This is a genomic window from Mycobacterium venezuelense, assembly GCF_054919535.1.
Genome location: NZ_JBONDW010000019.1, coordinates 1 through 23429, shown reverse-complemented (window position 1 = coordinate 23429; position 23429 = coordinate 1). Strand labels below are relative to the sequence as shown.

The following is a 23429-nucleotide window of genomic DNA, read 5'->3' as shown; positions in this document are numbered from 1 at the left end:
TTGCCCAGCTAACCTTTGTTTTCGATGACAACGACAACCGAGCCAGCCGCATCCGTTGAACCGGCGCCGAAGTCGAAGAAACTCCGGCGCCGGATGCTGTCCCGCATCAGCATCCAGTCGAAGTTGTTGGCAATGCTGCTGATCACGAGCGTGCTGTCGGCCGCGGTCGTGGGATTCATCGGCTACCAGTCCGGCCGGAGTTCCCTGCGCGACTCGGTGTTCGACCGTTTGACCGAAGTGCGTTCCGCGCAGGCCCGCCAGTTGGAATCCGAGTTCCAACTTCTACGCAATTCGCTCATTATCTACACCAGGGGCACAACCGCGACCGAGGCCGCCGACGCCTTCACCGCCGGGTTCGATCAACTGGGCAACGCATCGATCAGTCCCGCGCAGCAGAAGTCCATCACCGACTGGTACGAGAACCAATTCGTCAAACCGGAGGACTTACAGAACGGAAACGAAACCGACGTCGCCGCCGTACTCCCAAGCTCGAATGCACAAAAGTACCTACAGGCCAATTACATGGCACCGTTCACCGATTGGGACGAGGCGATCAAGTTCGACGACGCGGGCGACGGGAGCGCGTGGTCGGCGGCGAATGCCCGCTTCAATGATTTCTTCCGGGAAATCGTGACCCGGTTCAACTTCGAGGACGCGCTATTGCTCGACACCCGGGGCAACGTGGTCTATAGCGCCTACAAAGGCCCCGATCTGGGCACCAACGTCTACACGGGCCCCTACAAGGGCGGCAATCTCACCGAGGGGTACAGAGAAGCCCTGGAGTCCAACGCCGTCGACTATGTCGCGATCACCGATTTCGGCCCCTACCAACCGGCGGACACCCCGACGGCGTGGTTGATGTCGCCCATCGGTACCGGCGGTGCCGTCAAAGGTGTTTTGGCCCTGCAGTTTCCGATCACCGGCATCAACCGGCTCATGACCATGGACAAGAAGTGGGAAGAAGCCGGGATGGGCAAAACCGGCGAGACGTACCTGGTCGGCCCGGACGGTCTCATGCGGTCGGATTCGCGGTTGTTCGTCGAAAACCAAGACCAGTTCAAGCAGGATGTGATCGACGCGGGTACGCCGCCCGACGTCGCCGAGGAATCGATCCGGCAGGGCGGTACCACCCTGGTGCAGCCGGTGAACGATGAGGCTTCGAAGCTGGCCCAACGCGGCCAATCCGGCTCGATCATCGAAACGGATTATCTCGGCAACGAAACCTTGCAGGCGTATGCGCCGGTCGACCTGGTCGGGCTCGATTGGGCGGTGGTCGCCAAGATCGACACGTCCGAAGCATTCGCGCCGGTCACGAAGTTCACCCGCACGCTCGTCCTGTCGACTGTCGCGATGATCTTCGTGGTGTGCATCGCCGCGATTCTGCTGGCGAGATTCTTCGTGCGACCGATCCGCCGGCTGGAGGCAGGTGCCCAACAGATCAGTGCCGGCGACTACGGCATCTCGTTGCCGGTGCTGTCGCGCGACGAGTTCGGCGACCTCACCGTGGCGTTCAACGAGATGAGCCGCAATCTGCGTATCAAAGAAGATCTGCTGGAGGAACAACGCCGCGAAAACGACCGCTTGTTGCTCTCCATGATGCCCGAGGCGGTGGTCCAGCGTTACCGCGAAGGCGAGGAGACCATCGCGCAGGACCACCAGAACGTCACCGTCATATTCGCAGACCTCATCGGGCTCGACGAGTTGGCGGCCGAGATGAGCTCCGACGAGCATCTGGCGATCGTCAACAAGCTGGTGCGCCAATTCGACGCGGCCGCCGAGAATCTCGGCATCGAACGTGTCCGAACATTGCACAACGGCTACCTGGCCAGCTGCGGGCTGACCGTGCCGAGGCTCGACAACGTGCGTCGGACCGTGGATTTCGCCGTAGAGATGCAGCGCGTCGTGGACCGCTTCCGCGGTGAGACGGGATACGACCTCAAGCTGCGGGCCGGCATCGACACCGGCACCGTCAGCAGTGGGTTGATCGGGCGGTCCAGCCTCGCCTACGACATGTGGGGTTCCGCGGTCGACCTGGCCTACCAGGTGCAGAGCGGGGCCCCGCAGCCCGGCGTGTACGTCACGGACTCGGTGCACGAGGCGACCCGCGACATCCGCCAGTTCACCGCGGCCGGATCGGTCACGGTCAGCGGAGCCGAACGGCCCATCTGGCGGTTGGCGGAGCGCCAGGCATGAGAGGTGTTCTGGAGGCCGACTGGTTCTACTGGGCCCTGGCTGTCGCGATCGGGTTGCCGATCGGCCTCGTGCTACTGACCGAACTACACAACGTGCTGGCGCGTCGGGGCAGCTACCTTGCCAGGCCGATCGGCCTCCTGCGCAACTACATCCTCCCCCTCGGCGCGTTGTTGATCCTGCTCGTCAAGGGCAGCGAGATATCGGTTGAGGCAACAACGGTACGGATCGTCGCCACCGCATTCGGGTTCGTCGTGATGATCCTGTTGCTGTCGGGGCTCAACGCCACCCTGTTCCAAGGAGCCCCGGAAGGCAGCTGGCGCAAGCGTATTCCGTCGATCTTTCTCGATGTTGGTCGATTCGCATTGATCGCGATCGGGATCGGGATGATCCTGGCCTACGTATGGGGCGCCAACGTCGGCGGCTTGTTCACCGCTCTCGGCGTCACCTCGATCGTGCTCGGCCTGGCGCTGCAGAATTCGGTCGGCCAGATCATCTCCGGTCTGCTGTTGTTGTTCGAGCAGCCTTTTCAACTCGGCGATTGGCTCGACACGCCGTCCGCGCGTGGCCGCGTGGTCGAGGTCAACTGGCGGGCAACGCATATCGACACCGGCAGCGGTATGCAGATCATGCCCAACTCGGTGTTGGCCGGAGCGTCGTTCACGAATCTCAGCAGGCCGGAAGCGTCGCACTCGCTGTCGATTGTCACCGCGTTCACGTCCGCCGACCCGCCGGACGAGGTGTGCGCACTCCTCGTCCGCATCGCGACCCAATTGCCGCAGCGGCGTTCGAACGCAGTTCCCAAGGCTGTCCCGATCGGCGGCGGCGAGTACAAGACTTCTATCCCACTGCGAACCCCGGCCGACGACACCGCGGCGCGCGCGACGTTTCTACGGTGGCTCTGGTATGCGGCGCGGCGGGCCGAACTTCATCTCGATGGGGCCGATGACACGTTCGCCACACCCGAGCGACTGGACAAGGCCGTGCGGCAGATGGCGCCGACGTTGCGGCTCAGCCATACCGAACAGCAGGAAGTGCTCAGCCACGCCACCTTGACCCGCTACGGCACCGACGAAGCGATCCAGGTCGCCGGAGAAGTACCGGCTCGCATGAGTTTCATTGTCTCAGGCCGTGTTTCGATGACAGTGACCGGTAAGGACGGTGCCATCGTCCCGGTGCGCACCCTCACCGACGGCGATTTCCTCGGGCAGACCACACTGACGCGCGAAGGCGCCCTCGCGTCGGCGCATGCCGTCCAGGAAACGACGGTCCTCCAGGTCGAGCGCCATTTCCTCGAGGAATTGGTCATGCGTAACCCGCTGCTTCTGCACGAGCTCGGCCGGATGATCGAAGAGCGCCGGACCGCCGCACAGCAGGCATTGACGGCCTCCGCCAAGTGAGAAGACAGGTCTCGGCACCGAGTCGTAATCGTTAGCCAACCGCGATCTGCCCCTCCGGCGCTGTTACGCCTGTGACTGGTGTGACGCATGGTTTGCTAAGCACCACACAGCGACGGCAATTGCTTGTGGCATGCGAAGAAAGGTGGGTTGGTTGCCGTTATGAAGGTCATCAAAGACATGCGTGGCATAGCAGCGTGGAAAGCGTTGCGCCGCTTCATCGTCGGGGCGCTGGCAGCACTGGCCCTGCCGGGGTTGATCGGGTTCGCCGGGGGGTCGGCGAGCGCGGGGGCCTTCTCCCGGCCAGGCCTGCCCGTCGAGTACCTCGACGTGTTCTCGCAGTCCATGAACCGCAACATCCGCGTGCAGTTCCAGGGCGGCGGACCGCATGCGGTCTATCTGCTCGACGGCCTGCGCGCCCAGGACGACTACAACGGCTGGGACATCAACACGCCGGCGTTCGAGTGGTACTACCAGTCGGGCCTGTCCACGGTCATGCCGGTCGGCGGGCAGTCCAGCTTCTACACGGACTGGTATCAGCCATCCAAGGGCAACGGGCAGGACTACACCTACAAGTGGGAGACGTTCCTGACGCAGGAACTGCCGGCGTGGCTGGAGGCCAATCGCGGTGTGTCGCAGACCGGCAACGCTGTCGTCGGTATCTCGATGGCGGGCAGCGCGGCCCTCACCTATGCGATCTACCATCCGCAGAAGTTCATCTACGCCGGCACCCTGTCGGGCTTCCTGAACCCGTCTGAGGGCTGGTGGCCGATGCTGATCGGGCTCGCGATGAACGACGCCGGAGGCTACAACGCAGAGAGCATGTGGGGTCCGTCGACCGATCCGGCCTGGAAGCGCAACGACCCGATGGTCAACATCAATCAGTTGGTCGCCAACAACACACGGCTCTGGATCTACTGCGGCACCGGCACTCCGTCGGATCTGGACGCCGGGGCCTCGGGCGGCAATCTGATGGCGGCGCAGTTCCTCGAAGGACTCACCCTGCGGACGAACATCACGTTCCGGGACAACTACATCGCGGCCGGCGGCACGAACGCGGTGTTCAACTTCCCGCCGAACGGCACGCACGCGTGGAACTACTGGGGTGCACAGCTTCAGCAGATGAAGCCCGACATCCAGCGGGTGCTGGGCGCACAGTCCGCCACGTAGAGAACCACCCACCCAGGGAGCCTGCCGTTTCCCCCCGACGGCAGGCTCCCTGCTCTATGTCTGGAGTTTCTATGTGCGGAGTTGCGACACCAAAACTATGCACGATGTACAGGCATCCGGCGTCAGCGACGAAGCTGCGCGAGGAACTCCGCTACCGATTCGGGGTTCTTTTCGCACCAGGAAACGGACAGCGTCCGTAGCACAAATTGTCTGCCATATTCATCGCCCAGTTTGTTAATCCAATCATGCACGTCAGCGCCCTCAATTGAATCCAAAAAAACTTCCAAGCGCGCTGTATCGACGCTCAATGCTTCAGCCAGGTCGGTGACATCAAGACTTTTCATAAGAGTATCTGGGTCTGAGTCGCCAGGAAGGAACATGGTTGGCCACTCCGACGGCTTCGACGCTTCGACCTTCCCACGCTGATCTCCATCGAACACAAATGCGAAATAGATGTCAGGCCGGGGCGACTTCGGAAGGCAGGACCTTAGCGATTGCATATAGCCTTCGCCGGAGCCCCATACAACGGTTGAAGCGCGCGCAAGATAATTACTGCCCGCCTCGAGAATCGCGCGTGTCAAAAACCATGCCGACTCATCTTCACAGAAGAAGACATGCCTAATTGGCGGTCTTGATAGCAGAGAATCAGCGGCCGATGGATCGTCTGATAAAAACACGCTGACGGATTCTCCCGCTGCATCGCTGCGTAGGAGCAGGAAGCCGTTCTCCGCCCTAGCTTGATGAATCATCTCTTCGGAGTGGGTGGAGATGATTACCCGCCAACGTCTTGTGAGGCAAATACGGAGCACGCGAGCCAACAACCGAGACACACCAATTGGGGGAAGAAAAGCGTCCGGCTCATCAAGTAGTAATGTGATTTCTTTCACGTCGCGGTACTGCTCTAGGATCCAAAAGAGGAAATGGACCGAGAATTCCCCCAGTCCCATGTCGCGCGAAGTGTACTCAACGCCGCGGTACCGCACTCGAAAATACGGTACGGACGGCTGATCGGACGACCAGCGAAATCTACTTGCGACCGTATCATCATCAGGCTCAACCTCGAAAGAGAACCATTCGACCATTTCGTACTCGCGCCCAACAATGCGAGCGATGTCGCTAAGCCGTTCTTCGTCGAGGTTTAGAGGAGTGAATTCCTCGGTCATATCGTCAAAATCGATACGCGACCGAAGTATCATCAATGCTTGCTCACATAGATAATGCAAATCAATCATCAACGAGGAATCACCGAGATGGCTCTGAAGTCCGCGCAGGAACCGCGTTTTTCCTGCACCGTTCTTCCCACCCACAACTATGCAAGGCTCTGCCAGGTCGACTGAGATCTTGTCGGTGAGCTTCACTATGTTTGGCTCGTCGCGACCGCGCGACCTCCGCAGCTGACTCCAGACTGCAGATTCCCTAACTTCCCTCACCGGGCCGCCTCAACATCACTCAGTTGATCGCCCCAGTTGCGGTAGTCGATAAACTCAAAAAACAGCGGCTGGTGCCTTTCACCTGGCGAGCTCGCAAGTTCGGACAAGAGACGATTGGATCGTTTAACCTCCGGAGTGGAGAAATTAGCCTGCGAGTAAAGATGAATCGCTAGATCACGCGTTAAAACAGATGAGACGTCAGTAACGCGATACGATGCACGATCGTCATATAGCCGTATGACTTCCTGGAGTCCGTGCGAAACGGGCCGCTCTACCATGGACTCGCCGCGCCGAAGAGCGAGTCGGTCACTCTCAAAGTTCCGCAACAAATGGCCTGGCAGCTCGCCTGTGATAGCAGTCGCCCAGTCTGAGTAGATAAGCCAGGTCTGTAGCGTACCCTTATTGAAGCGAACCTTATCGCCGACTGAAGAGATTTGCTCTTGCAGAACATGCCCGGCCCGCGAGACACGCTGGATTGTTTCCTCAGAGAATTCGGAGGATCTGTAATAATTCTCCACAACAGTGTTGTTAATATGAGTTCGCAACGTTCCCAATTCAACTGCGACACATGTTCGCGCGACGATATCGTCGTAGGCCAAACGTCCATTCGCAAAGCCGATGACTTCACGCTTCAGTAGCCCAGATTCAGTTAGGTGTTTCACGAGATCTTTAATTTGATCTCGCGCTTTACCATGCAATGCGTTACGCTTTTCCGGCGGTGTAAGATTATAAGACTGGTTGAGTCGAAAGAACAGTTCATTCGGCTCCTGAGGTAGGTATTCACTAAGCGTAATTGTCTGTATCACAAATCGCTTGACAGCCCTTTTCACCGTGTCCGGAAGGCTGTCGTAGCGCAATCCATCTAGTTCTTCAATCTGAGGGTCTCTGGGCTCAATTGACCCGTCAACAGGGATCTTATTGTCAAAGAAATCCCGGATAGCCGCCAGTCGCTGTTGTCCGTCAAGCACTTCTTCGCGCCCGTTGTGGTCAATAACAATGTGGACAGCGGGTATATACCACTCACGGAGGATGGTGTCGACAAGTCTCTGCCGCCGCCGCGAGTCCCAAATTTCGCCTCGTTGAAAATCAGGCTGGAGGTCTAATTCTCCAGCATTAATTCTACTGACGATCGTTTCAAGTTGTAGATCAGACTTGCCTAGTTTCATGCGGACCGGCCTTCGTGGAAAGTGCGTTCAAACAGGACTGCCTGGCCGTCACTAGAGCCGCACACGGATGCGCGGATATAGCTCGACCGACTGTGGGTCCTTGATGCGATCACGATCACATCATCGTCGACGCCGACTCGTGCGTCGCGACCAACACAGCCGAGTCCCCTCCGAGGCAGGTTCATTCACCCGCCGGGAACAAATCGGAACACCGCAAGGTTGAGCGCATCAGACTGAACTTTGGAGGTTTGATGTCCGAACCAATCGCAGTGCCCGTGTTGTTTGTGAGCGAGCCGATCCTGCTGCCCGGAATGGTGGTGCCGATCGAACTCGACGACGCCGCCCGTGCGGCCGTAGAAGCGGCCAAGGCCGCCGCTCCGACGGGTGAGACCGGCAAGCTACTGATCGCACCGCGCCTCGACGACCGCTACCCCACCTACGGCGTGATCGCGTCGATCGTGCAGGTCGGCCGGATGCCCGGCGGTGGTGCAGCCGCCGTTGTGCGGGGTGAGCGGCGTGCCCACATCGGCTCCGGGACCACCGGGCCGGGCGCGGCGCTGTGGGTTCTGGTGGAAGAAGTCGCCGAGACCGAATCCGACGACGAGACCAAGGCGCTGGCGGCCGAGTACAAGAAGCTGCTGCTGGCGATGCTGCAGCGGCGCGAGGCGTGGCAGATCGTCGACGTGGTCAACAAGATCACCGACCCTTCGGCACTCGCCGACACCGCGGGCTATGCGTCCTACCTGACCGACGTGCAGAAGCGGGAACTGCTGGAGACCGAGAACGTCGCCGCGCGGTTACGCACCCTGATCGACCTGACCAGCGAACACCTGGCCGAGGTCGAGGTCAACGACAAGATCGCCGAGGACGTGCGCTCCGGAATGGACAAGCAGCAGAAGGAATTCCTTCTGCGCCAGCAACTCAATGCCATCCGCAAGGAACTGGGCGAGGGCGAACCCGATGGATCAGAGGACTACCGGGCCCGTGTCGAGGCCGCCGACCTGCCCGAGAAGGTGCGCGAGGCGGCATTGCGCGAGGTCGGCAAGTTGGAACGGTCCAGCGAGCAGAGCCCCGAGGGCGGCTGGATTCGCACATGGCTGGACACCGTTCTTGACCTGCCGTGGAATGAACGCACCGAGGATTCCACCGATCTCAAGGGTGCCCGCGAGATTCTGGACGCCGACCACCACGGGCTGGGCGACGTCAAGGATCGCATCGTCGAGTACCTGGCCGTCCGAGCTCGGCGCGCCCAGCGCGGCATGGCCGTCGTCGGCGGCCGCGGATCCGGTGCGGTGATGGTGCTGGCGGGGCCTCCCGGCGTGGGCAAGACCTCGCTCGGTGAGTCCGTGGCGCGGGCACTCGGCCGCAAGTTCGTGCGCGTCGCCCTGGGCGGTGTGCGCGACGAGGCCGAAATCCGCGGCCATCGGCGAACCTACGTTGGCGCGCTGCCCGGCCGGATCGTGCGAGCCATCGGCGAGGCGGGTTCGATGAATCCCGTTGTGCTGCTGGACGAGATCGACAAGGTCGGCTCCGACTACCGGGGTGACCCGTCGGCCGCGCTGCTGGAGGTCCTTGACCCGGCGCAGAACCACACGTTCCGCGACCACTACCTGGATCTCGACCTGGATCTGTCCGACGTCGTGTTCCTGGCGACGGCCAACGTCATCGAGAACATCCCGTCGGCGCTGCTGGACCGCATGGAGCTGGTGCAGATCGACGGATACACCGAGGACGACAAGGTCGCCATCGCACGCGATTACCTGCTCCCCCGCCAGGCCGACCGCGCGGCACTGACCGAAGCCGAGGTGACTGTCACCGACGCCGCGTTGCGCAAGATCGCCGCCGATTACACCCGCGAGCCGGGTGTGCGGCAGTTCGAGCGGCTGCTGGCCAAGGCGCTGCGCAAGGTCACGACCAAGTTGGATTCCGCAAACGCGCCCATCACGATCGACGAGCCGGACCTCGTGGAATACCTGGGTCGTCCGCGGTTCACGCCGGAATCCGACGAGCGTACGGCGGTGCCCGGTGTCGCGACGGGCCTGGCTGTCACGGGTCTCGGCGGCGACGTGCTCTACATCGAGGCGAACTCGAACGATGGCGAGCCGGGATTGCAGCTCACCGGTCAGCTGGGCGATGTGATGAAGGAGTCGGCGCAGATCGCACTGTCCTACGTGCGGGCCCACGCCGAGCAGCTCGGCGTCGACCCCAAGGCGCTGGACCGGCGCATCCACGTGCACGTGCCCGCGGGCGCCGTGCCCAAGGACGGTCCGTCGGCCGGTGTGACGATGGTGACAGCACTGGTGTCGATGGCGACCGGGCGACAGGTGCGTGGCGACGTCGGCATGACCGGTGAGGTCACGCTGAACGGCCGCGTGTTGCCTATCGGCGGGGTCAAGCAGAAGCTGTTGGCGGCGCAACGAGCGGGGCTGTCAACGGTTTTCATCCCGCAGCGCAACGAGCCCGACCTGGACGATGTCCCGGCCGAGGTGCTCGAAGCGCTGGAGGTCAAGCCGATGACCGACGTGGCCGACATCATCGCCCAGGCGCTGGAGCCGGCGGCTGAGGCGGTCACGGTCGCGGCCTGAGCCGCGGCGGCCCGTCTGGTGCGAGCGTGCGGGTTTGCCGGTGACGACACGGAGTGTCGGCCGGCACACCCGCACGCTCGTCGTGCGTCAGACCACGGGCAGTCGTCGGGATGCGCTGACGTCGCGGCTGCGCATGTCCTCCTCGGCGTCGAGCAGCTCGACCGCCCGCAGTGCCAGCCACAGTTCGGCGAGCGAATCGGTCTCTGCCAGATCGAGTTTGGTGATCTCAGCGACCCGCCGCATGCGGTACATCACCGTCTGCCGGTGCACATGCAATGTCTGCGCCGTCTGCTGCCAGGACCGTCGGTTTCGCAGGAATGCGTCGAGGGTTTCGACGAGATCGGTGTTCTGTTCGCGGTCGTAATCCTGCAACGGGCGGAGCACACGGTCGACCAGGGCTTGCGCGTCGCCGACGCTCGACAGTCCCAGCCAAGATGGCCCGCTGCCGTACCGCGACACTGAAACTCCGCGCCGCTGTGCGAGCGAAAAGGCCCATGACGCTTCGCGAATCGACTCCTGCAGCCGGTTGATGGAGCCCAGACGCTGGCTGATCCCGATTCGGGCCGTGGGGCCCAGCGCCCGCGCCAGCACGTCGTCGAACGACGAGTCCTCGGGCACCACGGCGTAGAGAATCCCTTCCCGTGTGGTGCACACGTACGGAATCGAATGGCGCCACAGCGAGTTGTGCACGTGGAGCACCCGGTCGTCGTCGGAGCTGTGCGCGGCGATCAGCACGACCGTCGCGGGATCCAGACCGAGATCGACCAGTTGCCCGGCCGCGGTCGGACCGTCGATGCGGCTCTCCAACAGTCGCTCCAGGAATGCCGAACCCTGGCGCCGACCGTGTTCCAGCATCAACTGCGTCTGCGACAACTCCAGGCTGACGACTGTCGCCGCGTGCTGAAGCTGAATGGGGTCGACGCGCCTGCCCTCGGCAGTGACGGCCACCAGCGCGGCACTTGGATGTCGTTGAATGTCGGTGAGCAAGGCGGTATTCCCGGCGACAGTAGGTAGACCGAAAGCACCCGCGGCAACATTCGTGAGGCCGTCGGACAACGCGACGACCGCCTCCCGCGTGGTGGCGTCCAGCTCGGCCGCTTGCGGAAACCACGGCTCACCGGTGTGTCGATCGCAGACGTGGAGCCGGCAACCCAGTTCGCGTTCCAGCGCGGCGAACAACTCCGCCGACGTGGTGGCGCGCGCGATGTGACGGCGAACCAGGTCGTAGATCCGCACCGTTCGGGTGAGGCGGCTGGATTGGTCGAGCAGCGTGGCTTCGGCGACGGCCCGGGAGATGGCCACGAACGGAAGCGGATAGCGGATGTTCAAAATCGGCAGCCCCAGCCGGTCGCTGGCCGCCATCACGTCGTCACTGAGGTCCGGGCAGTACATCTTTTCGCCGATCGCCAGCCCGGACACGCCGGCCTGGTTCAATCGCTCGACGACAAGCACCTGCTCGACCGATCCTGCGGGAAACGACAACCCGTTGGTCATCAACAGTTCGCCGCCGGTGACCCAGCGCCACAGTTCGGGGAGATCGGACGTGTGTGTCCAGGAGATCTCCCGGCTCAGGCCCGATGCCCCGGCGAGGACCTCCAAGCCCAGGTGGGGTATTTCCGCCAGCTCACCGACTGTGATCGCGATGGCGCCGCCTCCGTTCCGGTTTAGTCGATCGCACAAACCATAGGCGCGCATTTTGCGCATCGTCTACTCGCGGACATGCCGCCCCCGCCGCCATGCTGTGTCTCGGCTCACATCTCCCCCGTTCGAGAGCCCCGTCACGCAGGAGCTTCCATGTCCCAAGCCGGCCACCTCATCGACGATGCGCCGCTCACGTCGTTCCACAAGAAATTGACTCTGTTCTCGTCAGGTGGACCGTTCATCGACGGCTACGCGCTGTCCATCATCGGCGTCGCCCTCATCACGCTCGAACCCGCGATGAACCTGTCGGCCACCGAGATCGGGCTGATCGGCGCCGCCAGCCTCATCGGCATCTTCGTCGGCGGTGGGGTGTTCGGATACGTCACCGACAAGGTCGGTCGCCACCTGATGTACATCGCCGACCTGATCGCGCTCGCCGTGTTCTCCGTCCTCTCGGCGTTCGCCACCGAAGCCTGGCAGCTCATCCTGCTGCGGTTCCTCCTGGGCGTCGCGATCGGCGCCGACTACCCCATCGCCACATCACTGCTGGCCGAATTCCTGCCGAAAAAACAACGCGGCCGACTACTCGGGGCGATGTTCGTGGTCTGGGCCGTGGGTGCCGCGGCCGCCTACGTCGTCGGCTTCCTCCTTCGCGATTACGGGCCCGATGCCTGGCGACTGCTGTTGGCGAGCCCGGCCGTGTTCGCCGTGATCACCCTGTTGGCACGCATGGGAACCCCCGAATCGCCGCGCTGGCTGCTCAGCAAGGGGCGAGTCGCCGAAGCCGACGCCGCGATCAAGCAGGCCTTCGGACCACAGTTCGGCGTTGGCGACCTGGACCATAATGACGGCGAAACCGCCAGGAACACTTCGTTCGCGCAGGTCTTCAAACGGCCGTACCTGAACCGCACCATCTTCGTCGCCGTGTTCTGGACGGCCCAGGTCATCCCGCTCTTCGCGGTCTACACCTTCGCGCCCGACCTGTTGGCGTCCTTCGGCCTCGAGGGCGACGCCAACCTCTACGGCGGATCACTGTTGATCTCACTGCTGTTCGTGGTCGGCGGCATTCCGGGCTTGTACCTCGTCGAGAAAATCGGCCGTCGTGCATTGCTGATCGGATCTTTCGCCGTGATCGCGGTCGCGCTCGCCATACCCGCCCTCATACCGGGGATCCCACCCGTCGCGTTCTTCATCGCGCTGGCCGTGTACGCGGTGGCCTCCGGCGCCTCCAGCTTCCTCGAAATCGTCTACCCCAATGAGCTTTTCCCCACCGAGGTCCGGGCAACCGCGGTCGGCGTGGGCACCGCGGTGAGCCGCATCGGCTCCGCGGGCGGCACGTATCTGATGCCGCTTGCCCTGACCGCACTGGGCGCCGGTGGCGCGCTCGGAGTCGGGGCCGCGGTTACCGCAGTGGGTTTGGTGGTCGCGATCTTCATGGCACCCGAAACCCGCGGCGTCGCACTGACCGAGAGCGCGGCGCCGTCACCATCCGATGCCGGCGAACAACTACCCGCGTCCTGAGCAGTCCCCGCAATCCCGCACTCAACGAAAGACAGGAAACCAGTGAGCATTCGACCGACCGTTCCCACCGTCGACGCACGTACCGGCCTCGTCGGGGCGGTGCCCGCCACCGAGGTACCCCGCTACGCGGGCAAGAGCACCTTCGCCCGCATCGCCGATGTGCACGAGGTGAGCGACTACGACATCGCCATTCTCGGGATCCCGTTCGACGGCGGCACGTCGTACCGACCGGGCGCCAGATTCGGTCCGCTGGCCGTCCGCCAGGCCGCGCGGACCATCCGTCCGGGCTATCACGTCGAACTCGGGGTCGCGCCGCTGCAGACCGTTCAGGTCGTCGACGCGGGCGACATCTCGGTCACGCCGTATGACATCGCTGCCGCGTGCCGGCAGATCCAGGACCACACGGCCGACATCCTCGGTGACGGCGACCGCCGCATCGTCGCAATCGGTGGCGACCACACGATCGCACTGCCGAATTTGCGTGCGCTGCACGCCAAGTACGGGCCGGTGGCCCTCGTGCACTTCGACGCCCACCTCGATACGTGGGACACGTATTTCAACGCCCCGGTCACCCACGGCACGATCTTCCGCCGCGCATTCGAGGAAGGACTGTTGATCGAGGACCACTCGATCCATGTGGGTATCCGCGGGCCGATCTACGACGAACTCGACCTGCGGGATGACGCCGACATGGGATTCAAGATCATCCGGGCCGGCGATCTGGACGTGATCGGTACCGACGCCGCGGTCGACATCGTGCAGCGCCGTGTCGGCGACGTGCCGGTGTACCTCTCAATCGACATCGACGTGCTCGACCCGGCGTTCGCGCCCGGCACCGGCACACCGGAAGCGGGTGGTTTCACCTCGCGCGAACTACTGCGCATGCTACGCAAGCTGAGCGGCCTGAGCATCGTCGGCGCCGATGTCGTCGAGGTCGCGCCGGCCTACGACCACGCCGAGATCACCTCGGTGGCCGCAGCGACCATCGTCTTCGATCTCGTGTCGCTCATGGTCGCCGACCGTACCGCGCAATCGGAAGTGCAGGCGGGCGCCGCGATGGCCCGAGCCTGACCACGGTGGACGCAATCGGATCCGACTGCTAACGTGACGCGCGGCACACTTCGAGTTTCGGAGTGGCTCATAACTCAAAACGCCGTTGAGTCGCGGCGGGAGAGCCCCGCCCCATCCAGTTGGCGGGCGCCGCAGGAGCAAATCCTCCCCAGGAATCTCTCAGGCACCGGTACCGCCGCGACTAGGCACCTCTGGAAAGCAGTCGAACACAACAGGTTCGGCTCACCGAAGGGGCAAGCGGATCGTCGGAGACGGCGGTTCGCGAAAACTCTCAGGTTCAAGCGACAGAGCGGGGAGGCGCCCGCAGCCCGCGCTCCCCTTCGCGCCTGAGATCCTTGAGGTGTTATGTCCCAATCCAGTGATCTGACCGCTCCCAAAGCGGATTCGACTTCTCCCTCAGACGAGCCGCGGCTCGACCGGCAGCTCTCCAACCGGCACATCCAGCTCATCGCCATCGGCGGCGCCATCGGCACCGGCCTGTTCATGGGCTCGGGCAAGACGATCTCGCTCGCCGGCCCGTCGGTGATCTTCGTCTACATGATCATCGGCTTCATGTTGTTCTTCGTGATGCGGGCCATGGGCGAGCTGTTGTTGTCCAACCTGCATTACAAGTCGTTCGCCGACTTCGCGGCCGATCTGCTGGGGCCGTGGGCCGGCTTCTTCACGGGCTGGACGTACTGGTTCTGCTGGATCGTCACCGGTGTGGCCGACGTCGTCGCGATCTCCGGTTACGTGAGCTACTGGTGGGGCGACCTGCCGCTGTGGATACCAGCGCTGGTCACAGTCGGCGTGCTGATCGGGCTGAACCTGCCCACGGTGCGCGCGTTCGGTGAAACCGAGTTCTGGTTCGCACTCATCAAGATCGTCGCGATCGTCGCACTCATCGTCATCGGGCTCGTCATGGTGGCCCGCCACTTCGAGGCGCCCAACGGCGCGGTGGCGAGCTTTGCCAACCTGTGGAATGACGGCGGCTTCTTCCCAACCGGTCCGATGGGATTCGTCGCCGGATTCCAGATCGCGACATTCGCATTCGTCGGTATCGAACTGGTGGGTACGACGGCGGCCGAAGCCAAGAACCCCGAACGCAACCTGCCGAAGGCCATCAACTCGATCCCGGTTCGCGTGATGCTGTTCTACGTCGCCGCGCTCGCGGTGATCATCTCGGTGACGCCGTGGCGCGAAATCAGCCCGGACAACAGCCCATTCGTGGCGATGTTCAGCCTCGCCGGGCTCGGCATCGCGGCATCGGTGGTCAACTTCGTCGTGCTGACCTCGGCAGCGTCGTCGGCCAACTCGGGCATCTACTCAACCTCCCGGATGGTGTACGGGCTGGCCCAGGAAGGTGACGCACCCAGCCGGTTCGGCAAGCTGACGTCACGGCGGGTGCCGGCCAACGCGTTGTTCCTGTCCGGGGTGTTCCTGCTGTCGGGCGTCGTGATGGTGGTGGTCGGCGACTCGATCATCGAGGCATTCACGATCGTGACGACCATTTCGTCGCTGTGCTTCATGTTCGTCTGGTCGATCATCCTCATCAGCTATTTGACCTACCGCAAGCGCAGGCCCGCACTGCACGAGGCGTCGAAGTTCAAGATGCCCGGCGGCATCGTGATGTGTTACGTCGTGCTGGCCTTCTTCGTGTTCCTGGTCTGGGCCTTCACCCAGAAGCAGGACACGCTGCAGGCACTGTTGGTCACGCCGATCTGGTTCATCGTGCTCGGCGTCGCCTGGGCGGTGCTGCGGCGACGTCCGGGGCACCTGGCCCGTGAAGCCAAATTCCGTGCCGATCTCGAAGCGGCAGAACGGGACTGATCGCACCAGCGTCGGAGCGGCGTCCCCACGGCGGGACGCCGCTCCATCCTGCGTGATCGAAAAACGTTGCACGCCAACGTTTTGCATGTTCGCATCGATCATGTAAGGTGTGGTGAACAACTCAATACGCCGTTGACCCGCAGCGGGAGAATCCTCCGTCAGGAGGCGCCGTAGGAGCAACTTCCTCCCCGGGAATCTCTCAGGCTCAATACCGCTGCGTCGAGGCAACTCTGGAGAACAGTGCCCATTTCGGCACTTACCGAAGGTGTACAGCGCAACAGCGCCCAGACTCTCAGGTTTCAGGACAGAGCGGGGAGGTGTCCCAGTTGACGTCCGGTATCCCCGGACGCTACCGAAACCGGAGTCACCTCGTGAACTTCCCCGCGCGCCACATCGGCCCCGACGCCGACGAAACAGCTCACATGCTGCGCAGCCTGGGCTACCGCGATCTCGATCAGCTCATCGATGCCGCGGTGCCCGACCAGATCCGCATCACCGAACCGCTCGATTTGCCGGCCGCCCGCGATGAGGACCGCGTGCTGAGCGACCTGCGTGCGCTGTCCGAACGCAATCAGCCCCACGTGCAGATGATCGGCCTGGGCTACTACGACACCGTCACACCGGCCGTCCTGCGCCGCAACATGCTCGAATCGCCGGCCTGGTACACCGCATACACGCCGTATCAGCCGGAGATCTCCCAGGGCCGGCTCGAGGCGCTGCTGACGTTCCAGACGATGATCCAGGACCTCACCGCACTGCCGATCGCAGGCGCATCCCTGCTCGACGAGGCCACCGCGGCGATGGAAGCGGTGCTGCTCATGCGGCGCGCCAACAAGACGAAGTCCAGCCGCGTCATCCTCGATGCCGAGTGCCTGCCGCAGACGATCGCCCTCGTGCGCGGCCGGGCCCGAGCGGTGGGCATCGACGTCGACGTCGTCGAACTGTCGGACGGCCTACCCGAAGGTGACGCGTTCGGTGTGGTGCTGCAGGCCCCGGGGGCCAGCGGCGTGGTGCGCGACCTGGCGGAGCTGATCGCTGACGCCGCCGCCCGCGGAATGCTGACAACCGTTGCCGCCGATCTGCTTTCGCTGACGCTGCTGCGCGCCCCCGGTGAGCTGGGCGCCGACATCGCCGTCGGGTCGGCACAGCGGTTCGGCGTGCCCCTGTTCTTCGGCGGTCCGCACGCCGGTTACCTGTCGGTGCGCGCCGGGCTCGAACGCATGCTGCCCGGCCGCCTGGTCGGGGTTTCCCTGGACAGGTCGGGCGCCGCAGCTTATCGTCTGGCGCTGCAGACCCGCGAGCAGCACATCCGCCGCGACAAGGCCACCAGCAACATCTGCACGGCACAGGCACTGCTGGCCAACGTCGCCGCGATGTACGCGGCCTATCACGGCCCCGACGGCCTGCGCGCCATCGCGACTCGCGTCCACCGGCACGCCGGCGCCATCGCGTCCGGTCTGCGCGCGGCCGGGCACCACGTCGTCCATGAGCGGTTCTTCGACACGGTTCTGGCGCACACCCCCGGCGCGGCACAACGATTCGTCGCCGCCGCCGAGGCCGACGGCATCAACCTCAGGCTCGTCGACGCCGACCATGTAGGCATCGCGTGCGACGAACGAACGACCGACGACATCGTGACCCGGGTGCTCGCGGTGTTCGACGCAACCCGCCAGCCCGCCGTAACCACCGGATTTCCAACGGAACTCGTGCGCACCTCGACCTACCTCGACCACCCGGTGTTCCACGAGCACCGGTCGGAGACGGCGATGCTGCGCTTCCTGCGCGAACTCTCCGACAAGGATCTCGCTCTCGACCGCAGCATGATTCCGCTCGGTTCGTGCACGATGAAGCTCAACTCGGCCGTCGAGATGGAGCCGATCAGCTGGCCCGGATTCGCCGGTATCCACCCATACGCACCGGCCGGGCAGACCGAGGGATACCTGGCGCTGATCGCCGACCTGGAGTGCTGGCTCGCCGAAATCACCGGTTATGACCGGGTTTCGCTGCAGCCCAATGCCGGATCCCAGGGCGAGCTGGCCGGGCTGCTGGCCATCAAGGCCTATCACTGCTCGCGCGGCGAATCCCACCGCGATGTCTGCCTGATCCCCCAATCCGCACACGGCACCAACGCCGCGTCGGCGGTACTCGCCGGCATGCGGGTGGTGGTCGTCGGGACGGCGGCCAACGGCAACATCGACATCGCCGACCTGCGGGCCAAACTCACCGCCCATGACGGCTCGGTCGGCGCCATCATGCTCACCTACCCGTCCACCCACGGCGTGTACGAGAACGACATCACGACGGTGTGCGATCTGGTCCACGCGGCGGGCGGCCAGGTGTATGTCGACGGAGCCAACCTCAACGCCCTGGTGGGCCTCGCCAAACCGGGCCGCTTCGGTGGCGACGTGTCACACCTGAACCTGCACAAGACATTCTGTATCCCGCACGGCGGCGGAGGCCCGGGCGTCGGCCCGGTAGCCGTGCGGGCCCACCTGGCGCCGTTCCTGCCGGGCGATCCCCTGTCCGACGATGGACCGCCACCCGTCTCGGCCGCGAACTACGGTTCGGCGGGCATTCTTCCGATCACCTGGGCCTACCTGGCGCTCATGGGCCCCGACGGCCTCACCGCTGCAACGAAATTCGCGGTGCTGGCCGCCAACTACCTCGCCGATGCGCTTACCGAGCACTACCCGGTGCTCTACACCGGTCCCGCCGGGCTCGTCGCGCACGAGTGCATCCTCGACCTGCGCGCGCTCACCAAGACCACGGGAGTGACCGCCGAGGACGTCGCAAAGCGCTTGATCGACTACGGTTTCCACGCGCCGACGTTGTCGTTCCCGGTGAACGGCACACTCATGGTCGAACCCACCGAGTCGGAGAACCTCGCCGAACTGGACCGGTTCATCGAAGCGATGATCGCGATCCGCCGCGAGATCGACCAGGTCGGCTCGGGGGTCTGGCCGCTGGAGCAGAGCCCGTTGCGACAGGCACCACACACCGCCGAACACGTGACCGCACCCGACTGGGATCTGCCCTACGACAGGCAGTACGCGGTGTACCCGGTCGATGCGTTGCGCCGCAACAAGTATTGGCCGCCGGTGCGCCGCATCGACGGTGTGCACGGGGACCGCAACCTGGTGTGTTCGTGCCCGGCACCGGAAGCCTTCGAGATCACCGACGCCCCCGCCGTATCCGACCGTGAGGACGTGTTCGCATGACCAGTACCGCACCAACCACCACGTCGCCGTTGCTCGGCGAGCACCGCGAGCTCGGCGCGACGTTCACCGATTTCGCGGGCTGGCAGATGCCGCTGAAGTACGGCAGCGAACTCACCGAGCACCATGCGGTCCGCCGCACCGCCGGTTTGTTCGACCTGTCGCACATGGGCGAGATCGAGATCAGCGGTCCGCAGGCCGGTGCGGCACTCGACTTCGCGCTCGTCGGCGAGCTGTCCAAGATCGCGGTCGGCCGTGCCAAGTACTCGCTGATGTGCGACGCCGACGGCGGCGTGATCGACGACCTGGTGGTGTACCGACTGGCCCTCGAGCATTTCCTGGTCGCCGCCAACGCGGCCAACGCGCCGACCGTCGCCGACGAATTTGCTTCGCGTACAATGGGTTTCGAGGCCATCGTGACGGATGTGTCCGGCGACACCGCGCTGATCGCGGTCCAGGGTCCTGCCTCGGCGTCGATCGTGCAGGCACTGGCGCCCCAGCACCAGGCCGAGGCCATTGCCGCGCTCAAGTACTACGCGGTGACCACCGCCGAGGTGGCTGGTCTAGAGGTACTGCTGGCCCGGACCGGCTACACCGGCGAGGACGGTTTCGAACTGTACGTGCCCGCCGAGCAAGCTGTGGCGCTGTGGCGGGCCTTGGCCGACGCGACCGCGGGCATAAATGGGAGCCCGGCCGGCCTGGCCTGCCGCGACACCCTGCGCCTGGAAGCCGGCATGGCGCTGTACGGGCACGAATTGACCTTGGCGACCAACCCGTACGAGGCGGGCCTGGGCAAGGTGGTGCGGTTGACCAAGGACTTCGTCGGCCGCGATGCGCTGCAACGTCTTTCCGAGCAGCCCCTGAAGCGGACCCTGGTCGGGCTCAAAGGCGCCGGGCGGCGGGCCGCGCGCGCCGGGTATTCCCTGCACCAGGCCGACAACGCCGAGCCGGTCGGCGTGGTGACCTCGGGTGCGCTCTCCCCCACCCTCGGATACCCGATCGCCCTGGCCTACCTCGACGTCGGCCTCGCCGAACCCGGAACCGCGCTCACCGTCGACGTACGCGGCAAACGGGAACCGTTCGAGGTCACCTCATCCCCCTTCTACCGCCGCTAGCCGAGAGGAAAACCGATGTCTGCCACCCCGATTCCCGACGACCGCAGCTACACCGAGGAACACGAATGGGTGCTCATCGCGCCAGGGGCCGACCTGCCCGACGAGCCGGTGCGGATCGGTATCACCGCCGTCGCCGCGCAGGCCCTCGGTGATCTCGTGTACCTCGACCTGCCCGAGGTGGGTGCGACCGTGACGGCCGGTGAAGTCTGCGGCGAGGTCGAATCCACCAAGACGGTGTCCGAGCTCTACCCACCGGTCAGCGGTGAGGTCACCGAGGTGAACACCGCCGCCGTCGACGACCCGAGCCTGGTGACGTCCGATCCCTACGGCCAGGGCTGGCTGTTCGCGGTCGCGCCCACCGACACGGCCGTGCTTCTCACCGCCGCCGAATACGCTGACAAGAACGGAGTTCCGGCATGAGCGTGCTCAACGACACCCTGGTCGAATTCGATCCCGAGATCGCTGAAGCGATCGACCTCGAACTGCAGCGCCAGCGCGTCGGCCTCGAGATGATCGCCTCGGAGAACCATGCCCCACTCGCGGTGATGCAGGCGCAGGGTTCGGTGCTCACCAACAAGTACGCCGAGGGATATCCGGGGCGCCGCTACTACGGTGGATGCGAGCACATCGACGTCATCGAACGGCTCGCCATCGGCCGCGTCAAGGAATTGTTCGGCGCCGAGTTCGCCAACGTCCAACCGCATTCGGGCGCACAGGCCAACGCGGCCGTGATGCATGCGCTGATCAAGCCGGGCGACACCATCCTCGGGCTGTCACTGGACTGCGGCGGCCACCTCACCCACGGCATGCGGCTCAATTTCTCGGGCAAGCTCTACAACGTCGCGGCCTACGGAGTCTCCCCATCCGACTACCTCATCGACATGGACGAGGTCGCCAGGATCGCGCGGGAATGCAAGCCGCAGTTGATCATCGGCGGTTGGTCGGCCTATCCACGCCAGCTCGACTTCGCGCGCTTCCGAGAGATCGCCGACGAGGTCGGCGCCTACCTCATGGTCGACATGGCCCACTTCGCCGGTTTGGTGGCGGCGGGCCTATACCCCTCCCCGGTGCCCCACGCGCACGTCGTCACCTCGACGACCCACAAGACACTCGGCGGTCCCCGCGGCGGGATCATCCTCACCAACGAGGCCGAGCTGGCCAAGAAGCTCAACTCGGCGGTGTTCCCCGGCCAGCAGGGCGGCCCGCTCGAACACGTCATCGCCGCCAAGGCCGTCGGCTTCAAGATGGCCGCGCAGCCGGAGTTCGGCCAACGCCAGCAGCGTGTCCTGCGCGGTGCGCGGATCCTCGCCGACCGGCTGAGCCAGCCGGATGCAAAAGAGGCCGGCATCACCGTGCTGACCGGCGGCACCGACGTGCACCTCGTGCTGGTCGATCTGCGGGACGCGGCGATCGACGGCCGGCAAGCCGAGGACCGGCTCGACGCGATCGGTATCACCGTCAACCGCAACGCCGTGCCGTTCGATCCGCGGCCGCCGATGGTCACATCGGGCTTGCGGATCGGCACGCCCGCACTGGCGGCCCGCGGCTTCGGCGATGACGACTTCGGCCGTGTCGCCGACCTTATCGTCCGCGCTTTGGTCGCGGCACCGGACGCCGACGTCAGCGACCTGGCCGACCAGGTCCGCGCGCTCGCCGACAAGTACCCGCTCTACCCAGGACTGTAAGCATGACCATCAGCGTGTTCGAGCTCTTCTCGGTCGGCATCGGGCCGTCGAGCTCGCACACCGTCGGACCGATGCGGGCAGCCGCGCGATTCGCCGAGGATCTCAGCAGGGACGGGCTGCTCGGCGAGGTGGCCGCTGTCGATGTCGATCTGTACGGTTCGCTCGCGGCCACCGGGGGCGGCCACGGCACGATGCCGGCGATCCTGCTGGGTCTCGAGGGGTACCAGCCGGAGACGATCGAGACCGACGAGATGGAACGTCGCCTGCGGGAACTGCGCACCAGTAGGCGCATCAACCTGGGCGGACGCGTGCCGATTGCGTTGGCCGAAGACGACATCCGGCTGCATCCGCACACCGTGCTGCCGCGCCACCCGAACGGGATGACCATCACGGCGTGCGACGGAAGCGGGCACCAGGTGCGGTCGGAGACGTACTTCTCGGTGGGCGGCGGATTCGTGGTCAGCGAATCCGAGCCCGAGCAGAACCGAAGTGCGTCGCACAACGCATGGTCGTTCGGCTCGGCCGCCGAACTGCTCGACCTGGCCGACCGGCACGGCCTGCCGATCAGTGCCGTGATGCTCAATCACGAGATGGTGACACGGCCACAGCAGGAGATCCGCGAACGGCTGCTGCACATCCGCGACGTCATGACGGCCTGCCAGCGTCGCGGTATCACGCGTGACGGCGACCTGCCCGGCAACCTGCGGGTGCGCCGCCGCGCCCGCGACTGGTACGAGCGACTCGACGCCGAAGACCCGAACCGGGACCCGGCGTTCGCCGAGGACTGGGTCAACCTCGTGGCGCTCGCGGTCAACGAGGAAAATGCCTCGGGCGGAAGGATTGTCACCGCACCGACCAACGGCGCCGCCGGCATCATCCCCGCGGTGCTGCACTATGCGCTGCACTACACCGCGGCAGGCAAGTCCGATCCGGACGACACGGCAGTACGTTTCCTGCTCACCGCCGGGGCCATCGGCTCGCTCTACAAGGAGCGCGCGTCGATCTCCGGCGCCGAGGTCGGCTGTCAGGGCGAGGTCGGCTCGGCCGCGTCCATGGCCGCCGCCGGACTGGCCGAAATCCTCGGTGGCACACCGCAACAGGTCGAGAACGCCGCCGAGATCGCGATGGAACACAGCCTGGGCTTGACCTGCGACCCGATCGGCGGGCTCGTACAGATCCCGTGCATCGAGCGCAACGCCATCTCGGCGGGCAAGGCCATCAACGCCGCGCGCATGGCGCTGCGCGGCGACGGGACACACCGGGTGACGCTCGACCAGGTGATCGAAACCATGCGCTGCACCGGGCTGGACATGAGCGCCAAGTACAAGGAGACCTCGACCGGTGGCCTCGCCGTCAACGTGTCGGTGAACCTTGTCGAGTGCTGAATCAGATTGAGGGAGAATAGAAGTGAGCAATGAGACCGGTACCGCGCGT

The 23429-nt window shown here is 64.5% G+C and carries 15 protein-coding genes and 2 riboswitches; of the genes, 12 read left to right on the top strand and 3 right to left on the bottom strand.

Going from position 1 to position 23429, the window contains the following annotated elements:
• Positions 1-24 precede the first annotated feature (24 nt).
• The 3 genes from ACRCUN_RS26245 (at position 25) to ACRCUN_RS26235 (ending at position 4757) form a co-directional block, all read left to right on the top strand.
• Positions 25-2193: an adenylate/guanylate cyclase domain-containing protein gene (locus ACRCUN_RS26245; protein WP_462144551.1), complete on the top strand. Its 2169-nt coding sequence runs from the start codon at positions 25-27 to the stop codon at positions 2191-2193.
• Entirely contained in the window at positions 2190-3590 is a 1401-nt protein-coding gene (locus ACRCUN_RS26240) for a mechanosensitive ion channel domain-containing protein (protein WP_462144550.1), read from the top strand. The genes ACRCUN_RS26245 and ACRCUN_RS26240 overlap by 4 nt, the downstream gene beginning before the upstream one ends.
• Positions 3591-3749: 159 nt before the next feature.
• Positions 3750-4757, top strand: a complete 1008-nt coding sequence (locus tag ACRCUN_RS26235) for an esterase family protein (RefSeq protein WP_462144549.1) — start codon at positions 3750-3752, stop codon at positions 4755-4757.
• 122 nt (positions 4758-4879) lie between these two features.
• Here ACRCUN_RS26235 and ACRCUN_RS26230 read toward each other — a convergent pair whose 3' ends face one another.
• Positions 4880-6115, bottom strand: a complete 1236-nt coding sequence (locus tag ACRCUN_RS26230) for an AAA family ATPase (RefSeq protein WP_462144548.1) — start codon at positions 6113-6115, stop codon at positions 4880-4882.
• 68 nt (positions 6116-6183) lie between these two features.
• Positions 6184-7353, bottom strand: a complete 1170-nt coding sequence (locus ACRCUN_RS26225; protein WP_462144547.1) for a DUF262 domain-containing protein — start codon at positions 7351-7353, stop codon at positions 6184-6186.
• Between the two features lie 251 nt (positions 7354-7604).
• Here ACRCUN_RS26225 and lon point away from each other — a divergent pair, with 251 nt between their 5' ends.
• The gene (gene lon, locus ACRCUN_RS26220) at positions 7605-9938 is read left to right on the top strand and encodes an endopeptidase La (RefSeq protein WP_462144546.1); all 2334 of its coding nucleotides are present in this window, start codon (positions 7605-7607) and stop codon (positions 9936-9938) included.
• A gap of 87 nt (positions 9939-10025) precedes the next feature.
• On the opposite strand, the gene ACRCUN_RS26215 is transcribed toward lon, so the two are convergent.
• A complete protein-coding gene (locus ACRCUN_RS26215) occupies positions 10026-11633 on the bottom strand; it encodes a PucR family transcriptional regulator (protein WP_462144545.1) in 1608 nt (535 codons plus the stop codon).
• Between the two features lie 99 nt (positions 11634-11732).
• On the opposite strand from ACRCUN_RS26215, the gene ACRCUN_RS26210 reads away from it, so the two are divergent.
• From ACRCUN_RS26210 to ACRCUN_RS26175, 8 genes are all read left to right on the top strand, one after another.
• The gene (locus ACRCUN_RS26210; protein ID WP_462144544.1) at positions 11733-13100 is read left to right on the top strand and encodes an MFS transporter; all 1368 of its coding nucleotides are present in this window, start codon (positions 11733-11735) and stop codon (positions 13098-13100) included.
• 42 nt (positions 13101-13142) lie between these two features.
• Positions 13143-14171, top strand: coding sequence for an agmatinase (gene speB, locus ACRCUN_RS26205; RefSeq protein WP_462144543.1), 1029 nt, complete (start codon positions 13143-13145; stop codon positions 14169-14171).
• An 86-nt stretch (positions 14172-14257) separates the two neighbouring features.
• Positions 14258-14356, top strand: a riboswitch (glycine riboswitch).
• Between the two features lie 160 nt (positions 14357-14516).
• On the top strand, positions 14517-15980 hold the full coding sequence (cycA, locus tag ACRCUN_RS26200; RefSeq protein WP_462144542.1) for a D-serine/D-alanine/glycine transporter: 1464 nt from the start codon (positions 14517-14519) through the stop codon (positions 15978-15980).
• 133 nt (positions 15981-16113) lie between these two features.
• A riboswitch (glycine riboswitch) is annotated at positions 16114-16204 on the top strand.
• 147 nt (positions 16205-16351) lie between these two features.
• Positions 16352-19198 (top strand): aminomethyl-transferring glycine dehydrogenase, encoded by a 2847-nt coding sequence (gcvP, locus tag ACRCUN_RS26195; protein WP_462144541.1) that lies wholly within the window; start codon positions 16352-16354, stop codon positions 19196-19198.
• Complete coding sequence (gcvT, locus tag ACRCUN_RS26190; RefSeq protein ID WP_462144540.1) at positions 19195-20310, top strand: glycine cleavage system aminomethyltransferase GcvT; 1116 nt, start codon at positions 19195-19197, stop codon at positions 20308-20310. The genes gcvP and gcvT overlap by 4 nt, the downstream gene beginning before the upstream one ends.
• Before the next feature lie 15 nt (positions 20311-20325).
• The gene (gene gcvH, locus ACRCUN_RS26185) at positions 20326-20730 is read left to right on the top strand and encodes a glycine cleavage system protein GcvH (RefSeq protein WP_462144539.1); all 405 of its coding nucleotides are present in this window, start codon (positions 20326-20328) and stop codon (positions 20728-20730) included.
• A complete protein-coding gene (glyA, locus tag ACRCUN_RS26180; RefSeq protein WP_462144538.1) occupies positions 20727-21995 on the top strand; it encodes a serine hydroxymethyltransferase in 1269 nt (422 codons plus the stop codon). Before gcvH ends, glyA begins: the two co-directional genes overlap by 4 nt.
• A gap of 2 nt (positions 21996-21997) precedes the next feature.
• The gene (locus tag ACRCUN_RS26175) at positions 21998-23380 is read left to right on the top strand and encodes an L-serine ammonia-lyase (RefSeq protein ID WP_462144537.1); all 1383 of its coding nucleotides are present in this window, start codon (positions 21998-22000) and stop codon (positions 23378-23380) included.
• The last annotated feature ends 49 nt before the right edge of the window (positions 23381-23429 follow it).